The organism is Dactylosporangium sp. NPDC000555 (genome assembly GCF_040300025.1).
In the GTDB taxonomy this organism is placed as follows: Bacteria; Actinomycetota; Actinomycetes; order Mycobacteriales; family Micromonosporaceae; genus Dactylosporangium.
This window is the reverse complement of the sequence record NZ_JBEPDB010000002.1, coordinates 1-19662: the sequence shown is the minus strand read 5'-3', so window position 1 is coordinate 19662 and position 19662 is coordinate 1. Positions and strand designations below refer to the sequence as shown.

At 72.9% G+C, this 19662-nt stretch carries 19 protein-coding genes; 8 read left to right on the top strand and 11 right to left on the bottom strand.

The window, feature by feature from the left end:
• Positions 1–101: 101 nt before the first annotated feature.
• Positions 102–560 carry a helix-turn-helix domain-containing protein gene (locus ABT297_RS02160; protein ID WP_350543628.1) on the top strand — a complete coding sequence of 153 codons (459 nt, stop codon included), beginning with the start codon at positions 102–104 and terminating at the stop codon, positions 558–560.
• 14 nt (positions 561–574) lie between these two features.
• Here ABT297_RS02160 and ABT297_RS02155 read toward each other — a convergent pair whose 3' ends face one another.
• Positions 575–2530, bottom strand: coding sequence for a sensor histidine kinase (locus tag ABT297_RS02155; protein WP_350543626.1), 1956 nt, complete (start codon positions 2528–2530; stop codon positions 575–577).
• Positions 2531–2752: 222 nt separating this feature from the next.
• Here ABT297_RS02155 and ABT297_RS02150 point away from each other — a divergent pair, with 222 nt between their 5' ends.
• Both ABT297_RS02150 and ABT297_RS02145 read left to right on the top strand, forming a co-directional pair.
• Positions 2753–4681 (top strand): DUF1800 domain-containing protein, encoded by a 1929-nt coding sequence (locus ABT297_RS02150; protein WP_350543624.1) that lies wholly within the window; start codon positions 2753–2755, stop codon positions 4679–4681.
• 5 nt (positions 4682–4686) lie between these two features.
• Positions 4687–6081 carry a DUF1501 domain-containing protein gene (locus ABT297_RS02145; protein ID WP_350543622.1) on the top strand — a complete coding sequence of 465 codons (1395 nt, stop codon included), beginning with the start codon at positions 4687–4689 and terminating at the stop codon, positions 6079–6081.
• On the opposite strand, the gene ABT297_RS02140 is transcribed toward ABT297_RS02145, so the two are convergent.
• Positions 6071–6484 (bottom strand): subtilase-type protease inhibitor, encoded by a 414-nt coding sequence (locus tag ABT297_RS02140; RefSeq protein WP_350543620.1) that lies wholly within the window; start codon positions 6482–6484, stop codon positions 6071–6073. The genes ABT297_RS02145 and ABT297_RS02140 overlap by 11 nt on opposite strands.
• 202 nt (positions 6485–6686) lie before the next feature.
• Here ABT297_RS02140 and ABT297_RS02135 point away from each other — a divergent pair, with 202 nt between their 5' ends.
• Positions 6687–7292 (top strand): winged helix DNA-binding protein, encoded by a 606-nt coding sequence (locus tag ABT297_RS02135; protein ID WP_350543618.1) that lies wholly within the window; start codon positions 6687–6689, stop codon positions 7290–7292.
• 103 nt (positions 7293–7395) lie between these two features.
• Positions 7396–7740, top strand: a complete 345-nt coding sequence (locus ABT297_RS02130) for an STAS domain-containing protein (RefSeq protein ID WP_350543616.1) — start codon at positions 7396–7398, stop codon at positions 7738–7740.
• 350 nt (positions 7741–8090) lie between these two features.
• On the opposite strand, the gene ABT297_RS02125 is transcribed toward ABT297_RS02130, so the two are convergent.
• The 4 genes from ABT297_RS02125 to ABT297_RS02110 form a co-directional block, all read right to left on the bottom strand.
• The gene (locus ABT297_RS02125) at positions 8091–8669 is read right to left on the bottom strand and encodes a GtrA family protein (protein WP_350543614.1); all 579 of its coding nucleotides are present in this window, start codon (positions 8667–8669) and stop codon (positions 8091–8093) included.
• A gap of 81 nt (positions 8670–8750) precedes the next feature.
• Entirely contained in the window at positions 8751–10118 is a 1368-nt protein-coding gene (locus tag ABT297_RS02120) for a tetratricopeptide repeat-containing protein (RefSeq protein WP_350543612.1), read from the bottom strand.
• A 219-nt stretch (positions 10119–10337) separates the two neighbouring features.
• Positions 10338–11339: a glycosyltransferase family 4 protein gene (locus tag ABT297_RS02115; RefSeq protein ID WP_350543610.1), complete on the bottom strand. Its 1002-nt coding sequence runs from the start codon at positions 11337–11339 to the stop codon at positions 10338–10340.
• A 92-nt stretch (positions 11340–11431) separates the two neighbouring features.
• Positions 11432–13063 (bottom strand): RecQ family ATP-dependent DNA helicase, encoded by a 1632-nt coding sequence (locus ABT297_RS02110; RefSeq protein ID WP_350543608.1) that lies wholly within the window; start codon positions 13061–13063, stop codon positions 11432–11434.
• Between the two features lie 167 nt (positions 13064–13230).
• Between ABT297_RS02110 and ABT297_RS02105 the strand changes: the two genes are divergently transcribed.
• On the top strand, positions 13231–14319 hold the full coding sequence (locus ABT297_RS02105; protein ID WP_350543606.1) for an S-(hydroxymethyl)mycothiol dehydrogenase: 1089 nt from the start codon (positions 13231–13233) through the stop codon (positions 14317–14319).
• 140 nt (positions 14320–14459) lie between these two features.
• Positions 14460–15026 (top strand): PadR family transcriptional regulator, encoded by a 567-nt coding sequence (locus ABT297_RS02100; protein ID WP_350543604.1) that lies wholly within the window; start codon positions 14460–14462, stop codon positions 15024–15026.
• 144 nt (positions 15027–15170) lie between these two features.
• Here the strand turns inward: ABT297_RS02100 and ABT297_RS02095 are convergent, their stop codons facing one another.
• Positions 15171–15524, bottom strand: a complete 354-nt coding sequence (locus tag ABT297_RS02095) for a DUF2795 domain-containing protein (protein ID WP_350543602.1) — start codon at positions 15522–15524, stop codon at positions 15171–15173.
• A 161-nt stretch (positions 15525–15685) separates the two neighbouring features.
• Here ABT297_RS02095 and ABT297_RS02090 point away from each other — a divergent pair, with 161 nt between their 5' ends.
• Positions 15686–16267, top strand: a complete 582-nt coding sequence (locus ABT297_RS02090) for a hypothetical protein (protein WP_350543600.1) — start codon at positions 15686–15688, stop codon at positions 16265–16267.
• Positions 16268–16300: 33 nt separating this feature from the next.
• Here the strand turns inward: ABT297_RS02090 and ABT297_RS02085 are convergent, their stop codons facing one another.
• The 4 genes from ABT297_RS02085 to ABT297_RS02070 form a co-directional block, all read right to left on the bottom strand.
• Positions 16301–17206, bottom strand: a complete 906-nt coding sequence (locus ABT297_RS02085) for a DMT family transporter (protein WP_350543598.1) — start codon at positions 17204–17206, stop codon at positions 16301–16303.
• Positions 17207–17216: 10 nt separating this feature from the next.
• Positions 17217–18071: a helix-turn-helix domain-containing protein gene (locus ABT297_RS02080; protein ID WP_350543596.1), complete on the bottom strand. Its 855-nt coding sequence runs from the start codon at positions 18069–18071 to the stop codon at positions 17217–17219.
• Positions 18072–18213: 142 nt separating this feature from the next.
• Complete coding sequence (locus ABT297_RS02075; RefSeq protein WP_350543594.1) at positions 18214–18915, bottom strand: ABC transporter ATP-binding protein; 702 nt, start codon at positions 18913–18915, stop codon at positions 18214–18216.
• Positions 18916–18926: 11 nt separating this feature from the next.
• A partial coding sequence (locus ABT297_RS02070; RefSeq protein WP_350543592.1) for an ABC transporter ATP-binding protein occupies positions 18927–19662 on the bottom strand: 736 nt, incomplete at its 5' end.

Sequence of the window (19662 nt, the reverse complement as noted above, 5' to 3'; positions counted from 1 at the left end):
TGCGGAGCAGGGCGGAGAAGGCCGATCCGCCGCCAAGGCGGATCGGCGTGTGCCGGCGCGTCACAGCAGTGTTCACTGATGAGCGTTCTAGATTGTGAGCCGTGTCCAGGGGTGTGGAGCGGGCGTTCAAGTACCGCTTCTACCCCAACGTCGAGCAGGCGTCCGAGCTTGCCCGGACGTTCGGGTGTGTCCGGCTGGTCTACAACATGGCGTTGCAGGCCCGGACCGAGGCGTGGACGCTGCGCCAGGAACGGGTCAACAAGACCGAATGGCACGGCCGGAACCTGGTCGTCGTGGACCGCTGGTTCCCGTCGTCCAAGCTGTGCTCGGCCTGCGGTGCGCACGCCGAACGGATGCCGCTGCACGTACGGTCGTGGACGTGCCGATGCGGGCGCGTCCATGACCGTGACGTGAACGCGGCCCGCAACATCCTCGCGGAGGGGCTCTCCGTGATTGCCTGTGGAGGCGGTGTAAGACCTCAACGAGAGTCCTCTCGGACGGGGCAGTCGTCGGCGAAGCAGGAACCCCCTGGGGCGACCCAGGGAATCCCCGTCCCTTGAGGACGGGGAGGATGTCAAGTCGAAGAACGTCCTTCCGTTTTGGTCGCCGCGCTCACCGGGTGGTGGGTGATCGCGTGCCGGTAGCCGGTCAGAAAATCACGGACAGCCTCGGGCTCGACGTCCACCGTAGGCCCATCCGAGGTCCGCGCGTGGCCCGGAACGATCGGGAAGCGGGGCGAGCGTGGGTGCGGGATGTCGACCGGCTCGGCACCGGGCAGCGCGGGGCTGCGCTCGATCGGCCGCGGGCTCAGGCGGCGTACCACTGGGGCGTCCTCGGCACCGGGCGCGGCCGGGCCGGCGAGAACGAGCTCGGCGGGCAGCTGTACCTCCGCGCGCAGGCCCTCGCCGGACGGCGGGACCAGCAGGGTCACCGCGAGGCCGTGCCGGGCGGCGAGGCGGGCCACGACCAGGAGGCCGGTGCGGGGCAGGCCGGCCGCCTCCGACGCGCGCGAGGAGGCGGGGCCGGCGTCCGGCGCGCATGCCGTGGTGAGGCGGGCGTTGAGCTCCGAGAGGCGCGACGGGTCGAGTCCCGGGCCGCGGTCGGTGACCTCCACGACGACGCCGTCACCGCTCCGGCGGCCCTCGACGAGCACTGGGCGGTCGGGCGGGCCGCTGCGGGCGGCGTTGTCGAAGAGCTCGGCGAGCAGGTGCGCGACGTCGTCGACGGCCTCGGGGACGATCCGCACGTCGGGGGCGATCCGGCCGTACTCGATGCGGCGATAGTCCTCGATCCGCGACTGCGCCGCGCGCAGCAGGTCCAGCAGCGTCGCAGGCTCGTGGCGGCCGGGGGCGGTATCGGCGCCGGCGAGCACGAGCAGGCTCTGGTTGTCGTGGCGCATCCGGGTCGCGAGGTGGTCGAAGGCGAACAGCTGATCGAGGCGGTCGGGGTCGGCCTCGTCGCGCTCGGCGGCGTCGAAGCGCTGCAGCAGGGTGTCGGCCAGGCGCTGGTTGCGCCGGGCTCGACCGGCGAAGAGGCGGGCGAGTGCGGCCGTCGGGTCGGCGGGGGCGGCCTGCGGCGGTACCTCCTCGGAACGCCGCCTCGACGAGTCCGGCACGACCCGCGCCGCCAGGGCGATGGAGCCGGCCACGAGCGCGAGCAGCAGCGCCAGGCCCGCGACCATCGTGCGCCGCTGCGCGTCCCGGGCGGCGACGGCCAGCGCGGTCTCGTCGGCGCCGTCGGCGGCGGCGAGCGCGGTGAGGGCGTCGAGGGCGGGCTGGGCGTCGCCGCCGAGGCCGGAGGGGATCCGGCTCAGGCGGTCGCGCCATGCCGGCGGGGCGGCGTCGGTGAAGCGGCGCAGCGCCTCCAGGTGGGCGGCCCGGTGCGCGGCGAGGCTCTCCCGCCGGGCCGGCGTGTCGGCTCCACGCAGGTCGAGCAGCTGCACCTGGGCCAGTTCCTCGCGGGCCACGGCAAGCCAGCCCGACGCGCCGGCGGCGTCGGCCACCGCCCCGGGGCCGGCGGACCCGGCGACGGCCTGCCGCAGCCGCACGAGGTCGGTCACGATGTTGGTGTACCGCATGAGGTACTCCCCCACTGCGACCTCCTGCGGGCCCGTGGCCGCCCCGGCGCGCAGCGGCCCCAGCCCGTCCAGGTCGGCGGAGAGCGCCGGGGTGAGCAGCCCGGCGCGCGCGGCCTTGGTGCGCAGCGCGTTCAGCGCCGGATCGGCCCCCGCGACGTGGACGTCGAGCGCGGCGCGTGCTGTGTGGTGGTCCAGGTCGGTGCCGGACAGCAGGAGCACGGCGGCGGCGTAGCGCTCCCCGCTCAGCTCGGCGGCGGCCCGGTCGGCGGCGACGCCGGCCGCGACCGCGGCGCGCAGGTCGCCGGTCAGCACGTCCTGCTTGCCGTACCCGTACGCGGCGACGCCGGCCAGCCCGAGCAGGCCGAGCAGCGGGACGAACAGCACAAGGCCGACCTTGGCGCCGGCGGCACGATCGGCGAGGCGACGCCGGCGGACGAGTGCAGGATCGATCACAACCGTTACCCCCTGCCCTCGGCCGGTCACTAATACCTACACCTTAAGCGCACCGTGCGGTAGAGATGACTTTTGGTAATCGGCATCGAAGCCGGTGGACGCGCCGGTTTTCCACCGTTTCGCGAAGAAGGCCGTTGGCTTAAGCAAGAACAAAGGCAAAGTTGAGGCCTCCTCGCACGGCCCGACTTGAGGCGCGATCATCGGCTCACTAGATTCCGATGCGTGCCTGAACGGCTCTTCTCGGATGACCCGGGCGACGCGCCCAAGACGGTGAAAGGCGCGTTCTTCTCGGACTACACCGGCGAGTTCCCGATGCCGCGGGTGCTGCGGTCCCCACCGGACGCCGCCGACGGCACCGGCGAGCAGCCCGCCCCGGGCACGCCCGCCGCCCGCCGCAAGGCCGGCGGCCCGGTGCCCGCGTGGCTGCGCACCGGCCGGCCCGCCCTGCACGAGCTGACGCGCAATCGCCGCCAGGCGCTCATGGCCCTCGGCGGCGGCGCCGTCGCCCTCGGCGCGCTCGGCTCGGGCGCGGCGGCGATGTTCGGCCCGTCGGCGGCCAACCCCGACGAGTTCGTCAAGACGGGCAGCGGCGGCGGCAACATCTCGCCGCGCGACGCGGGCTCGTTCTCCAACCGCGACTCGAGCTACACCAGCGGCCAGGGCGACCTCAACGACCTTGGCGCCTCCGGCACCTCCGACACGCCCTCGGCCGCCGCCGTCGCCGCGATGCGCGCCACGCCGCGCTTCCCCACGCCGCTCAACCGCGACCCGGTGCTGCACCTGCTGCGCCGGGCGACCTTCGGGCCGACCCTGGCCGACGTCGCGCTGGTGAAGCAGCTCGGCATCGACGCCTGGATCGACCAGCAGCTGGAGCCCGACAAGATCGAGGACCCGGTCGCCGACGCGGCGCTGAAGGCGGTGCCGACCGCGACGATGTCCACCGCGGACATCCGCGCCGCCGTCAAGGACGGCGACAACAAGCCGATGTACGAGCTGACCCGCGCCGTGCTCGCCCGCCAGATGTGGAGCAGTCGGCAACTGTTCGAGGTGATGGTCGACTTCTGGAACAACCACCTCAACGTGACCAGCCCGTTCGACGGCGGCTGGGACGTGCGCGGGCCGTACGACGTGGGCGTCATCCGCAAGCACGCGCTGGGCAAGTTCTCCGACATGCTCATCGCGTCCGCGCGCGATCCGGCCATGATGCGATACCTCGACAACACCTCCTCCGACCAGCGCAACGTCAACGAGAACTACGGGCGCGAACTGCTGGAGCTGCACACCGTCGGCATCGACGGCGGGTACAACGAGAAGGACGTGCGCAACTCGGCCTACCTGATGACCGGGCGCACCGCGACGCGCGACGGCACGTTCCGGTACGACCAGAACAAGCACTGGAAGGGCGCGGTGAAGGTGCTGGGGTTCCAGCACGCCAACAAGTCCGCCGGCGACGGCTTGGCCGTCGGCGACGCCTACCTGCTGTACCTGGCCACCCACCCGTCGACCGCGCGCTACGTGGCCCGCAAGCTCTGCGTCCGCTTCGTGTGCGACACCCCGCCGCAGGGGCTCGTGGACCGGCTGGCCAAGACCTACCAGGAGAGCGGCTCGGCGATCGTGCCCGTGCTCAAGGTGCTGTTCCGGTCGCAGGAGTTCTGGATCGCCACAGGGCTCAAGACGCGCCGGCCGCTGGAGAACTTCGTGGCCACGGCGCGGGTGGTCGGTACCAAACCCGGCTCCGACACGGCCAAGGCGCTCGAGGCCCTCTACAACTTCACCAACAAGCTCGGCCAGCCGCCGCTGGGCTGGGGGCCGCCGGACGGCTACCCCGACGTGGCCACGGCGTGGAGCTCGGCCGCCGGCATGCTGGAGACCTGGAACGCGCACCGGGCGTTCATCCAGGGCCAGTGGAAGGGCCTGGACAATCCCAAGGCCGACATGCTGGTCACGCAGCCGGCCGCGACGCTCGACACATACCTCGACGTGCTGGCCAACCGGCTGGTCTTCCAGCCGATGCAGCAGCCCGAGAAGGACGCGCTCATCAAGTTCCTGGGCGCCAAGGCCGACGCCCGCGTCACCGACAGCACCCTCGGCGGCAAGCTGCCCCTGCTGGCCCCGCTGATCCTCGACTCCGTCTACCACGCGCTGCGGTGAGCCAGATGAGCGACTTTCCCGACGAAACCGGTGACGACCCCCGCGAGGGCCTGCCACCCGGCGAACGGCGGCCGGCCGACCTCGGCGAGCTGCGGCGGCACGGCCCCAACCTGTGCGAGGCCGCCATCCGCGTGCACGCGGAGCAGGTCACCGACAAGCTCGCCGCCGAGCGCGACAAGTGGAGCAAGGGCTTCACCCGCCGCCGGCTCGTGCAGGGCGCGGGCTTCGTCGGCGTCGCCGCGCTCGGCACACAGCTGGTGACCAGCCGTGTCTCGTTCGCCGCGCCTGAGGACAACACGAACACGCTCATCGTCATCTTCCTGCGCGGCGGGATGGACGGGCTGTCCGTCGTGGTGCCCGGTGACGACCCGAACTACAAGCAGATGCGGCCCAACATCGCGGTACCGATGGCGGCGATGCTGCCGGCCGGGCGCGGCTTCGGCCTCAACCCGGCGATGACCGCCCTCTACCCGCTCTGGCAGTCCGGGAAAATGGCCGCGGTCCACGCCGTCGCCTCGCCCGACGCCAGCCGCAGCCACTTCCAGGCCCAGGACGCGCTGGAGCGCGGCGCCGCCTCGGTCGCGGTGCGCAGCGGCTGGCTCGACCGGGTGCTCGCGCAGATGGGACCCGGCACGACGTTCCGCGCCATCGCGCAGGGCTCGGCGCTGCCCCGCTCGCTCGTCGGCGGCGAGCAGGCCATCGTGCTCAACGGCATACGCGACTTCCGCATCGACAACGACAGCATGCGGTCGCAGACGATGGACGCGCTCAAGACGCTGTACACCGGGCTGGACCACCCGCTCGCCACCACGGCGGCAAGCACGCTGCAGGCCATCAGCACGGCGCAGAAGCTCGCCACGACGCAGTACCGGCCGGCCGAGGGCGTGCAGTACCCCGGCGGCGGCCTCGCCGACCGTCTCAAGGACATCGCCCAGCTGCTCAAGGCCGGTGTCGGCCTGCGCGTCGCCGCCCTCGACGTCGGCGGCTGGGACATGCACACCAACCTCGGCCGTGTCGACGGCGGCGACATGAAGAACTCGCTGACCAACCTCTCCGACGCGATCGGCGCGTTCTGCACGGACATCGGGCCGCTGCTGGAGAACACGACCGTCATCACGATGAGCGAGTTCGGCCGCCGCGTGCAGGAGAACGGCAACGTCGGCGTCGACCACGGCCACGGCAACGCGATGCTGCTCTTCGGCGGCGGCCTCAACGGCGGCAAGGTGCACGGCAACTGGCCGGGCCTGGCCCCGTCCGCCCTCGACCAGGGCGACGTGGCGGGCGCCAACGACTACCGCGACATCCTGGCCGAGATGCTCAAGAAGCGTTTCGGCGTCGGCGACTCCGCGGCCCTCTTCCCCAACCACAACTTCAAGACGCTGGGCGTCTTCAAAGGCTGAACACGGCTCCCGTCGTCGTCGACAGCGTGCACGCGTTGCCGAACGTGTGGCGATACGCGACCTTGCGCCCCTTCCACCGCCCGGTAGCGGTCACCGTCACCGGGTCCCACTGCATCGTGCACATCCCGCCGTCGAGGCGCAGGCGGTCGAACTTGCCGCCAACCTTGGCCAGCTGCGTGCACGCGTCGCGGGCCTGACGATGGGTGCCGCCGGCGGGCTGGCAGATCAGCACGGCGCGGCGCCGCGCGGGCCCGCTCGAATCGCCCTTGGCCACGGTGAGCACGAGCTGCGTCCCTTTCGCCGTCGCGACTCGCGCCGTCGCAGCGTTGGCCGCCAGCGCGGAGCCCGGGGCCGCCGCCTCCACCGCACCGACCGCCGCCAGCAGCACCGCCGCCGTGACCAACCGTGTCGCACCCATCCGTGACCCCCGTCGCACCTCGCTCAGCCCGCAGAGCGTACGCCGCCTGGCGGCGATTGGCCGGATTTTTCCGATAAAAGCAATTTATCCGGTACTCATGAGGCCGAATTCTGTGGCGTCATGGACCCCGTTGATCGATGCGCGGGACTAGGGTGCATACACGACACTCCTTACTGGGAGGTTCCCCGTGACGCAGGAAGTGCGGGCCCAGAAGCTCGTCGCCGGGCTGCTCAGGGTGGCCGTGATGGCGCCCGCCGACGGCCCGGAGCCCGACCACGGACTCCCACCGGCCCATCGGCAGATCATGCTGCTGCTGGGACGCCGCGACCGCGAGTATCGCCTCTCCGACCTGGCGGGCGAACTGGGCTCCTCGGTCGCCGCGACGATGGCGCTGCTCTCCCCGCTGATCGCGGAGGGCCTGGTCGAGATGCGCCCCGCCCCGTCGTATGCCGCACGCGACATGCGCGTCGCCGCCACCGACCGCGGCCTGTCCACCACGCCGGCCCCGGCCAACTGGGCCGACGAGCTGCTGTCCGAGGTCGAAACCCTGACCGACAACGAGCAGGCGCGCCTGCTGCGCATGGTCACCGCGAAGATCGGCCTGATGCAGCAGCAGGGCAGCATCCCGGTGACCCGGATGTGTCTGTCGTGCCGCTTCTTCGACGGCTACCGCCACCCGGGCACGGACACCCCCCACCACTGCTGGTTCGTCGACGCCCCGTTCGGCTACCGCGAACTGCGCCTGCACTGCCCGGACCACATCCCCGGCGACCCGCCTCCGGGCGCGGCGTAGCACGCACTCTCTCGCGCACCCGCTGGTGAACCTGGGCACACTGCCCGCTGCGCCACGCCTCAAGTGCTCTTATGCTGTTCCCCGTGAGCAGCTGGAACACGCCATGACCATGTCGTTGACGACCAACGTCATGATGGACGGATCGACGGTACTCTCCGTGCGTGGTGAGATCGACCACAGCAACGCGGCTACGCTGCGCCAGGAGATCGTCTCCGCCGCCACCGAACGCCGCCCGAGGGTGCTGCGGGTGGACCTCGGCCTGGTCACGTTCCTGGACTCGGCCGCGGTCGGAGCCCTGGTAGGCGCGCAGCGCGAGTGCGGCACCGAGGGCGTGCACCTGGTGGTCTCGCGGGCCAGCCCGTTCGTCCACCGCCAGCTGCGCATCGCCGGCGTCCACGAGATGCTCGGCGCCCCGACCGAGAACGACACCGGCCACATCGTGTTCTGACCACTGCCACCGCAGAGCTGTTACGCCCGAAATTTCGCCCCACAGGCGAAAAATCCGGCGCGAAGCGCCGGATTTCAGGTCGGTCGGCGGCGTTCCGGGAAGCGTTCCCGCCGACGAGCCTGCTGCCGCTGCTGGGCCGCGTTTGGTCGGCAGCGTTCGGGAGGCGTTCCCGCCGGCAAGCCGGCCGCCGCTGGGCCGCGTTTCGACCAATGGCCGCTCACGGATCAGGTCAGTCGGCAGCGTTCGGGAGGCGTTCCCGCCGGCGAGGCGGCCACCGCTTGGCCGCGTTTCGACCAGTGGCCGTTCGCGGAGACGGGGAAGCGCCAGGCAGCTTCGCGCCGCGCCGAGGGTCAGGCGCCGGGCGAGTCGGTCGCCACCGGGGCCGGGGCCGGGGCCGGGAGCACGGCCTGGGCCGGAACCTCGTGGCGATTCGGGGCGGGGCGCGCGTCGTCGTGCGGGAACACCCACACGCGGTAGGCCCACAGGCGGAAGACCATCGCGAGGGCCACCCCGACGACCATGCCGAAGGTGAAGTCGGAGATCTCCTCGACCGTGCGGCTCACGTTCGGGACGTGCAGGCCGAAGACATACCGCGAGATCCACAGCGGCGCCGAGTTCACGGCCACGCCGATGCCGTTCACCACCAAGTACAGCAGCATTTCGTGATGGCGACGCCGGCCGCCGCGGGTGCGGAAGGACCATTCGCGGTTGAGGAAGTATGACACCACCGTGCCGATGACATTGGCGATCGTCAGCGCGGTGACCGGCTTCGAGTCGAACACCGTCAGGCGCAGCGTGTAGTTGATTGTCAGGCTGACCACGTAGCTGAGGCCGCCGACGATGACGAACTTCACCGTCTCGCGATACTTCAGCAACAGCTCAGCGAGGGGCCGCGGTAGTCGATTGAGGGCACGCTCGGTAAAACGCATCGGGCGGACTATACCCGGCGAACCCTGCGCTATGCCGGCCCGTGGCCCCGGAAACCGGCGGGTGGCGATCGGCCGGAACTCTCAGCGATCGCCCGTGCACACCGACGTAGCGGGCGTGACCGCGACCACCTCGTCGACCGGCCCCACGACGACGCAGTAAGGCACTGCGGGGTCCACACCGCGGATCACGTACCGCGCGGTGCCCGGCGGCACGGTGGTGACCACCACGGCGGGCGCCTCGGCGCGGGACAGCGCGACGACCACGGTCGCCGGCAGCGCCGTCCAGGTGACGGTGAGCTCCGTGCGCCCGTCGCGCAGCCGCAGATCGCGCACCACGACGGCGGCCGGTGACGCCGGCGGGGCACCGCCCGCCGCGGAGGACGACGGCGGGGAGGCGACCGCCGCCGACGGGCTCCCCGCGGCACCGGTCACCACCGGCGGGGACACCGCGGCGCCGTCGGCCACCGGGGAGGTCACGGCCTGTGGCGACGGCGCCAGAGCGGGCCGGTGCCACGGGAGGAGCACGGCGGGTACCGCCGCACCCAGGACGACGACCACCACGGACAGCAGCGGCCACACGGACCGCGCCGGCCGCGCAGGTCGCGCAGGCTCCGAATCGGGCGGCGGGTGCTCAGGCGGCACAGACGGCCCGGGAACGACCGGATCGACAACCGGAACGGCGACCGAATCCGCGACCGGATCAACCGCCTGATCAACGATGACGGGCGCCGGTTCCCTGACGGGTGGTGACGACACCGGCGCGGAGGGCATCGGCGGTTCGACGGCCGCCAGCTCCCACTCGACGGCCTTGGTGAACGGGTGCCGCGTGCCCAGGCGCGCCCGGGCCGCGGCGTGCGCCAGCGTGAACAGGCGCCGGGCGGCGGCGACGTCACCCTCGGCGTGCTGCAGCGCGGCCAGCTCCGCCGCGATCCTGATGGTGTCGAGGTCGTCCGCGCCGTACTCGCGACGATGCACGATATATGCGGCGTTGAGCATGCTCAGCGCGAGCGGCGTCGCGCCGCGGTCGCGCTGCAGCAGGGCGAGGTTGACCCGGGCCAGGCGCACCGCGCGGCACACCGGCTCGGCACCCTCCTCGTCGATGCCGCTGTCCAGCACCCGGTGGTAGAGCCGCTCGGCCTCGTCCCACTCGTCGTGGTCGTGGCGCACCGCGGCCAGCACCGCGACGGCGTGCACGGTCGCGCGGTGTGCCCGGCCGTAGCGCCGCTCCGCCTGCACGGCGACGGCGTCGGCCAGGTCGTACGCCGCGTCGAGCTCGCCGAGCTCGCGCAGCACCTCGGCGAGCAGGCGCCGGGCGGTGAGCCGGTCGTCGTCGGAGAGGCCGGGCTCGTCCAGCAGCCGCTGGGCCGCGTCGCGGGCGCCCGGGAAGTCCCAGCCCACAATGCGGCGCCCGATCTCGTCCAGCCGGTCAGTGACATCGACAGCACTCACAGTATCCCCTCCGCCCTGCGAGCTTAGGGATGCCGATGACGCAACGCCAGACTTCGGTCACGCAAAGGAGCGGCACGCCGGAGAAGCGGCAGGAGATGGCGTCGGCTCCGGCAGCCTGCCACGTCGCTGCCGGAGCCGAGCCGTCCGCGTTACCGCGTCAGAAGCCGCGGGCGCCGCACACTGTGAAGGTTCGGCCGACCGCCAGGGGCCTTGAGGGATTCAGCCGACGATTCGCCGGTACAGGTGCAGATAGTCGTCCACCATGCGCTCGGCGGAGAAGCGTTCGAGCGCGCGGGTGCGCACCCGGACGCGGTCGAGCTTGAGCGCGTCGTCGAGCGCGCCGGCCGCCTCGGCGGCGTTCGCCACGAGGTAGCCGGTGACGCCCTCGTCGACGACCTCGGGCATCGAGCCCAGCGGATAGGCGATCACGGGCGTCCCGCAGGCCATCGCCTCAACCACGGACAGCCCGAACGGCTCGGCGAACCCGATCGGGTGCAGCAGCGCGGCCGCGCCGCCGAGGACCTCGGCGCGCTGCGCGGGGCCGATGTTGCCGGCGTAGACGATCTGCTCGCCGTCGACGTGCGGCATGACCTCCTCCGCGTGGTACCGCTCGTCGTGCACCGGCCCGCAGATGAGCAGCCGCCGGCCGGCCGCGCGAGCGATCCGGATCGCCTCCGCGGTGCCCTTGTCGGGGTGGATGCGGCCGAACGCGACCAGCGACTCCCCCGGCTCGCCGCGGAACGGGAACTGCCGCGCGTCGATGCCGTGGTAGATCGTCGCGGCGTAGTCGAGGCCCGGGCCGCGGTCGGCATCGGAGATGGACACGTACGCCGAGCGTGCCCGCTGGTAGGCCGGCAGGATCGACGTCGAGCAGAACCCGTGCACGGTGGTGAGCAGGCGGGTGCGGCAGAAGTCGCTCATCGCCAGCGGCAGCCAGTCGAGGTTGTTGTGCACCAGGTCGAACTCGCCGCTGCGGGAGTAGCAGTGCGCGACGTGGATGGCCTCCCAGACCCGGCCGTCGTAGCTCGTGTCCTCGTTGTACGGGCGCTCCACGACGCCGTCGAGGCGCGCGGAGGTGATCGAGTCGAGGCTGGCGAAGAGCGTGACGTCCACGCCGCGGGCGACAAGCCCCTCGGCGAGCAGGGACACGACCTGTTCCCACGGCCCGTACGCCCGCGGCGGCGTGCGCCAGGCGATCGGGCCGAGCAGTGCGACCTTCATGGGAGCCCCCTACCCACGCGCCATCGCGCGAATCCCTCCCATCATGGTGCCGGGCCGCCGACGAGGTCAGCCGATTCAGCGATCCTCCGGGGCTACGCCTTGCGAAGCAGCCGGTGCCGCCTGACCACCGGCACGGACAGGGTCTTGTACCCCACCTGCTCGAACAGCACCGTCATCTGCTCACCGGCGTAGGACAGCACGACGCCCTTGCCCCACTCGCCGTGGCGGACCTCGCTGTGCACCGGGAAGGGCGCGTCCGCGGCGGCGGCCAGGCCCGCGGCGGCGCTGCCGTCGGAGCAGTTGTCGCAGTGGCCGCAGGTGCCCTCGAGGTGCTCGCCGAAGTACGCCAGCAGCGTCCGGCCGCGGCACTGCTCGGTCTCGGCGAAGTTGCGCATCATGTCCAGCCGCGAGCGGGACACGGTCTGCTGCCGCTCGGCCTGCTCCTCGGCGAGTTCGGCCGCCCGGGCCGGGGTCGGGGCCCAACGCGGCGCCTTCACCCGGCCGCCGGTGAGCATGCGCGCGCCGCCGACCTCCTCCAGCAGCGTCAGCAGCTGGCCCAGCCGGCGGTTGCCCAGCCCCGTGCGCTCCTCGAGCTCGTCGCGGGTCGGCGGCTTTTCCGCGGCGCGCAGCAGCGCGGCCAGGGAGGCGACCTCCTCGCGGTCGACCGAGACGTTGGTGAAGAACTTGCGCAGGCCGCTGTCCTCGGTGCGGTGCAGCAGCAGCACGCTCGCCGGCTTCCCGTCGCGGCCCGCACGGCCGATCTCCTGCAGGTAGGAGTCGGGCGAGTCGGGCAGCGACACGTGGTTGACCCAGCGGATGTTCGGTTTGTCGATGCCCATGCCGAACGCCGTGGTGGCCACCATGATCGGCACCTCGTCGGCGAGGAACGCCTCGTGGGCGCGCTCGCGCTCGCCGGCGCTCAAGCCGCCGTGGTACACGACGGCGTCGAAACCCTCCCGCCCGAGTCGCTCGGCGAGCTCCTCGGTGGCGCGGCGGGTCGGGGCGTACACGATCCCGGGCGGCGTCGACTCGCGCAGCCGGGCGACGAGGCGCCGCCAGCGGGTCTCCTCGTCCGGGCAGTGCACCGACTCTAGGTACAGGTTGGGCCGATCCAGGCCGGTCACCACGACCTCCGGATCGCGCATCCCGAGCCGCTCGACGATGTCCTCGCGCACCGGCGGCGAGGCGGTCGCGGTCAGCGCCACCACCGGCGGGCGGCCCAGCTCACGGATGAACTGCCCCAGCTGCAGGTAGTCGGGGCGGAAGTCGTGGCCCCACGCCGAGACGCAGTGCGCCTCGTCGACCGCGACCAGGCTCGGCTCGAGCGCCTTGATCTGCGCCACCCGGGCCGGGTCGGCGAACTGCTCGGGGGTCAGGAAGACGAACTCGGCGTCGCCGGCCCGCAGTGCCTCCAGCGCCTCCTCGCGCTCGCCGCGGCCCTCCGCCGAGGACAGCCGCACCGCGACCAGCGACTCGTGGTGCCGGGCGGTCAGCGAGGCGATCTGGTCCCGTTGCAGCGCCAGCAGCGGCGACACGACGATGGTCGGCCCGGGCAGCAAGGGCGCCGGCACCTGGTAGATCGCGGACTTTCCGGCCCCGGTCGGCAGCACGGCCAGCGCGTCGCGCCCGGCCATGAGCGCCTCCATCGCGCGCAGCTGCTCGTCGCGCAGCCGCTCCCAGCCGAAGCGTTCGCGCGCGACCCGGCGCAGATCGTCCGTCGTCATGCGCGCCCTCCTGTCATCCTCGGCCACGAACGCGGATCGCCGGTCGCGCATCCCAGGAGCCCGCAACGGTACCGCCGGGTGCCGCGCCTCGCGAGCCGGAAGATTGGCGGCACCCGGACCGGCGCAGCCGCGTCGGCGCGGGCCGATTGTCTGATAGGACGACAGGTATGCCTATCGAGACGCAAGGCGTGGTCGCACTGGGCAAGGGCCGCCCAGTCAGCCTCGAGACCGTCGTCGTACCCGAGCCCGGCCCCGGCGAGGCCCGGGTCGAGGTCCAGGCGTGCGGCGTCTGCCACACCGACCTGCACTACCGCGAGGGCGGTATCAGCGACGACTTCCCGTTCCTGCTCGGCCACGAGGCGGCGGGCATCGTGGAGTCCGTCGGCCCGGGCGTCACCGAGGTGGCCCCCGGTGACTTCGTGATCCTCAACTGGCGCGCCGTGTGCGGCCGGTGCCGGGCGTGCCTGCGCGGGCGCCCGTGGTACTGCTTCAACACCCACAACGCGAAACAGAAGATGACGCTCGCCGACGGGACCCCGCTCTCCCCCGCCCTGGGCATCGGCGCGTTCCTCAAGCACACGCTGGTCGCCGCCGGCCAGTGCACCAAGGTTGACCCGCAGGCCCCCGCCACGGTCGCCGGCCTGCTCGGCTGCGGAGTGATGGCCGGCATCGGCGCCGCCGTGAACACCGGCAACGTCACCCGCGGCGACTCCGTGGCCGTCTTCGGCTGCGGCGGCGTCGGCAACGCGGCCATCGCCGGCGCGCTCCTGGCCGGCGCGACCACGATCATCGGCGTCGACGTGGACGTGCGCAAGCTGGCCTGGGCCGGCGAGTTCGGCGCCACCCACGTGGTCAACTCCCGCGAGACCGACCCGGTCGAGGCGATCCGCGCCCTGACCGGCGGCTTCGGCGCCGACGTGGTCATCGAGGCGGTGGGCCTGCCGGAGGTCTACGAGCAGGCGTTCTACGCCCGCGACCTGGCCGGAACGCTCGTGCTCGTCGGCGTGCCCCGCCCGGAGATGCGGCTGACGCTGCCGTTCCTGGAGGTCTTCGGCCGTGGCGGCGCGCTCAAGTCCAGCTGGTACGGCGACTGCCTGCCCAGCCGCGACTTTCCAATGCTCATCGACCTGCACCTGCGGGGCCGCCTGCCGCTGGAGAGGTTCGTGACGGAGACCGGCGACCTCGGCGACGTGGAGGAGGCCTTCCACAAGATGGAGCGCGGCGAGGTGCTGCGCTCGGTCATCGTCCTGAGCTGACAGCACTCCTTCGTGGCGCGCCCGTCCCCACCGACGCGGCGCGCCACGTCCGTTTGACTATCGGGAGGGGTTGTCGGCGATAGGTTTCCGATATATCGTCGAACTATCAAACGATGGTCCGACGAATGGGGGATGCGATCATGAGGTCGCGACACGGTTTCTTTGACGCCGGCGCGTGGCAACGCGGGTTCGGCAGCTTCATCCCGCCGTTTCCGCCCGGGGGCGGGCGCGGCTGGGGTCACCAAGGGCACGGACACGGGCGGGGGCGCTCTCGCGGCGGCCGGCCGAACGTCCGCCAGGCCGTCCTCGCGCTGCTGCACGAGCGGCCCATGCACGGATACGAGATGATCCAGGAGATCGAGCAGCGCACCGGCGGCATCTGGCGACCCAGCCCCGGGTCGGTCTACCCGACCCTGCAGATGCTCGAGGACGAGGGGCTCATCGCCGCCGAGGAGAGCGGGGGGCGCAAGCGGTTCGTGCTCACCGAGACCGGGCGGCCCGAGGCCGAGGCCGCGGCGCAGAACGCGCCCTGGCAGGAGTACGACGACGAGAACGTCTCGCAGGCGCAGGAGTTCCGCGACGCCGCGTTCGGGATCATGGACGCGCTGCGGCAGGTCGGTTTCAACGGCACGAACGAGCAGCGCGCACAGGCGCTCGAGGTGCTGACCGAGACCCGCCGCAAGCTGTACGCCATCCTGGCCGACTGACTCACCCACAGACGCGGTCCCGGGGTGTCCGGCCCCGGGACCGGCCGCGCAGAAGGAAGCAGAAGGCACCCGCCATGCGATGGTGGACCATTCGCCCCGCGCCGCCGCCGGCGCCGCCCGGGACCGAGGCCGGCCCGCGGCCGGCTACGGCCGCCGCGCCGGATCCTCGTTCCGGCCGCCCAGCGCCGCCCAGACCTGGTTGACGGTCTCGAACACCACGTGCTCCGGCAGTGCCTCCAGGGCATCGAGCACCTCGTCCGGCGCGTTCATCTCGGACGCCCCGGCGATCAGGTCGTCGCGGTCGCCCGGCAGGCTCGCCTTCGGGATGTACCGGCCCAGATTGCTGCGCGCGTCGACCTCGTCGGCGGTCATGCCAAGCGGCGCGCCGCCCGGACGCGCGCCCTCGCCCCCCAGATCGACCTGGCGGGCCTCGAGCCTCGCCTCGATCCGCAGCCGCTCGTCAAGGGCCGCCCCGTGCTTGGTGCTCCCTCGCTGCATGGCATCCATGAACGCGGAGTTACCCGGCCACAGCTCCCCCAAACGGCTCACCCGCGGTTGAGAACCCGCGCGCACGGGTAGGCAGATGGCCATCAGCCCGATTCACCGCACTCCGTCCCCCGGCGTGCCGGCCCGGGCGATCCGCAGGAGGTGAGCACACAGTGGCACGCATCGGGCAACTGTTCGGCGGTCGCGGCGTGATCGACCGCGACGGCGACGGCGTCGACGACCGAACCGAGCGGACCGGCCACAGCCGTGGCGGGATCGACGAACGCACCACCGATCGGATCGCCGTCCGCGACGGTGCCGGTGACGCGACCACCATGCGCCCCGCCATCGACCACGAGCCGATCAGCCCGCCTGCGCCGCCCGCCACCGAGCCGGTCACCGCGCCGGTGCCGGTTCGCCAGGCACCCGCCCGGGTCAGCCTGCTCGCGATGTTCGGCCTGATACTCGGCGCCGCCGGCGTCGCGGTCGCGCTGACCGGGCTGCTCGCGCCGTGGGCGATCGCGATCGGCGCGCTCGGCCTGCTGTTCTCGTTCGGCGGGATCATCGCCGGCGTGCGGCCCAACGTGGCCGGGCGCGGGCCGGGAACGCTGGGCGTGCTGTTCAGCGGTACGGCCGTCGTCTTCGCCATCCTCGCGATGACCGGGCAGGTCAGCTGGCTCGACAGCCACACCGACCAGGTCGCGCGCCTCAAGGACTGGCTCGACACCCAGTTGCCCTGGATGAAGGACTGGTGACAGCGAAATCTCCGTCCGACTCATCCCGAGTCATCATGAGCTGACCGGTTCCGCCGGCGCGGGCTGCGGGGCCGGGGCGGGGGCCCGGCGCCGCGTCGAGAGGATCGAGCCCGCCAGGATCAGGGCGAACGCCACGCCGGTCAGGGGCGTCACGTCCTCGCCGAGCACGAGCGCGCCGAGCAGTACCGCGACCGCCGGGTTGACGAACGTGATGACCGTGGCGCGCACCCCGCCGACCTCGGCGATCAGCGCGAAGAACAGCACGAACGCCAACGCGGTGCAGATGACGGCCAGGCCGAGCGCGGCCAGCGCCGGGCCCAGGGTCACGCGCCGGGCCAGGTTCGGCAGATCGGGCACCACGACCGGTGCGAACATGAGCGCGCCGACCACCAGGGACGCGGCCGCGACGCCGTAGCGGGGCACGTCGGACAGCCAGCGCTCGATGATGAGCGGGCCGACGGCGTAGCACACGACGACTCCGCCGAGCTCGAGCATCGGCGCGAGGCCGCCGCCGCCCGCGTGGAAGCCCAGCAGGACGGCGACGCCGGCAAAGCCGACCAGCAGGCCGCCGACTCGGGCGGCGGTCAGCCGCTCGTCGCGGTTGGTCAGCCGGGCCAGAACGGCGGCGACGAGCGGCACGCCGGCGATGACGAGACCGGTGAACGAGCTGTCGACGTGCCGTTCGGCGTCGGAGAGCAGCAGCCATGGCAGGCCGATCTCCACGACGGTGTACACGAGCAGGGGCAGCCAGGGGCGCAGCGACGCGCGCAACTCGCGGCGGGCGAGAGCGATCGGCAGCAGCAGGACGGCGCCCAGGGCGGTACGGAGGAACACCAGCTCGGCGGGGCCGATCTCACGGACCGCGACCTTGATCAGCAGATAGGGGATCCCCCACACCACGCACATGGCGCCGAAGAGGATCCAGCCACGACGACTCATGCCCCCGATTTCACGCCGGCTGGCGGGCGGCGTCTTGAACGCTGTTGCGAAATGCGGCCGGGGTGACGCCCGTCACTCGCTTGAACCAGCGGGTGAGGTGGGCCTGATCGGCGAAGCCGGCGGCGCCGGCCACCTCGGCCGGGGTGCGGCCCGCGGCGAGCAGGTGCCGGGCGTGGCAGACCCGCTCGAGCACCAGCCAGGCGTGCGGCGGGAAGCCGGTCGCCTCGCGGAACACGCGCAGCAGGTGGAACGGGGACAGCTCCACGCCGGCGGCGAGCTCGCGCAGGCTCGGGGCGCAGCGCAGGTCGGCCAGCAGCCGGTCGCGGATCTCGGCGACCTTGCGCGCGGCCGCGGCGTCGGAGGCGCGCGGGGCGCCGGGCCGCAAACTCGCGGCATCCCGGGAGCGCGTGCGCGTGCCGTGCCGCTGGATCATGGCCTCGAACGCCCAGACGAGCCGGGAGTGCGCGGCGAGCGGGTCGAGGCCGGCGGTGAGCTCCTCGTGGGCGGCGCGGACCAGCTGCACGGTGCGCGGGTCCTGGACAATCGGCTCGCGGAACCCGCCGCGGTCGGTGCGGCCGTCGAAGAGCATGGCCTCGGTGGGGTACAGCACCCGGTAGGCCCAGCCCTCGGGACGCGCGGCCATGCCGTCGTGCGGCTCGCCCGGCTCGAGGATGGCGAGGCTGCCCACGCCGGCCCGGCGCAGCTCGCCGCGGTAGTGGAACTGCTCCTCCCCGCGGGTGACGACGCCGATCGCGTAGGTGACGTGGCTGTGCCGGGCGAACTGGTGCCGCCGATAGCTCGCGGTCAGCAGGTCGAGAGCGTGCCGCCCGTCGTCGAACCGCGTCCATTCCGCCGACTCCCCCATGTGCGCAAACGTAACCCGGCCGGACCCGCGACCGAAACGTCCGCTGGGTCACGCCGAAACCTCCGCTTCGCTCCGGCAGCGGCATGACTTGAACCTGAGCCCATGGTGACCGGCCCCTCCGCTCCGCTCCGGACCGGTCACGTCAGGCGTGGGTGGCGACCCGCAGCACGTGGTCGGTCAGCGACGGGTCGGCGCGCAGCTCGTCCGCGGTGTGCGTACCGGCCACGACCCCCGCGGCGAGCAGGACGACCCGGTCCGCCACGGCCAGCGCGTGCTCGGGCTGCTGCTCCACGAGCAGCACGGTGAGCCCGCCGCGGGTCAGCTCGGCGACGACCGCGCGGACCCGCTCGGCCAGGCCGACCGCCAGCCCCTCGCACGGCTCGTCGAGCAGCAGCAGCCGGGGCTGGGTCAGCAGCGCCCGGGCGATGGCGAGCATCTGCGCCTCGCCGCCGGAGAGCTGGTCGCCGCGGTTGCGCCGGCGCTCGCCGAGGCGGGGCAGGAGCTCCAGGACGCGCGGTACCGTCCACTCCCCCCGCCGCCGCGACAGCCGCAGGTGCTCGGCGACGGTCAGGCTCGGGAACACCCGGCGGCCCTGCGGCACCAGCGCCACCCCGGCGCGGGCCACCCGGTGCGCGGGCCGCCCCGCGAGCTCCTCGCCGTCGAGGCGGACGCTGCCGCCCTTCGGCTTGAGCAGCCCGCAGACGGCGTGCACGAGCGTGGTCTTGCCGGCCCCGTTGCGCCCGAGCACGGCCAGCGCCGTGCCGGCCGGCACGGTGAGGTCGACGCCGTGCAGCACGGTCCCGCCGCCGTAGCCGGCCTGCAGCCGCTCCACCGTGAGCGTCATGCCGGAACCGGTCAAGGCTTCACCCCCGCGTAGGCGGCGGCGACCTCGGGCGAGCGCCGCGTCTCGGCCACGGTGCCGGTGTGGACGTGGCGGCCGGAGTGCAGGACCGTCACGTGGTCGGCGAACCCGTACACCAGGTCCAGGTGGTGCTCCACGAGCAGCACGGCGACCCCGTCCGGCAGCTCGGCGAGCAGCCCGGCCAGCAGCTCGACCTCCGGCGGGGCGAGGCCGGCGGCCGGCTCGTCGAGCAGCAGCAGCGACGGCTCGCCGGCCAGGGCCATCGCGAGCTCGAGCTGCCGGCGCTGGCCGTGCGACAGCGCGCCGGCCGGCACGCCCGCCAGGTCGGCGAGCCCGACCGCGACGAGGCGGTCGCGGGCGCCCGCGCGCAGCCGGCCCCACGGCCGGCGGGCCGCGACGAGCACGTTGTCGAGGGCGGACAGCGTCGGCCAGACGGCCGGGTGCTGGTGGGTGCGCCCGATGCCCAGCCGCGCCCGGCGCGCCGGGGACAGGCGGGTGACGTCGCGTCCGGCGAAGTGGATCCGCCCGGCGGTCGGGCGCAGCGCGCCGGCGACGAGGCTGAGCAGCGTCGTCTTGCCGGCGCCGTTCGGGCCGATCAGGGCCCGTCGCTCGCCGGGCGCGAGCTCCAGGCCGACACCGTCGAGGGCGGCCAGGTCGCCGTAGCGGCGGCCGAGGCCCTGCACGCGCAGGATCATCGCGCCGCTCCCCGCTCGGAATGCTGCCCGGAAT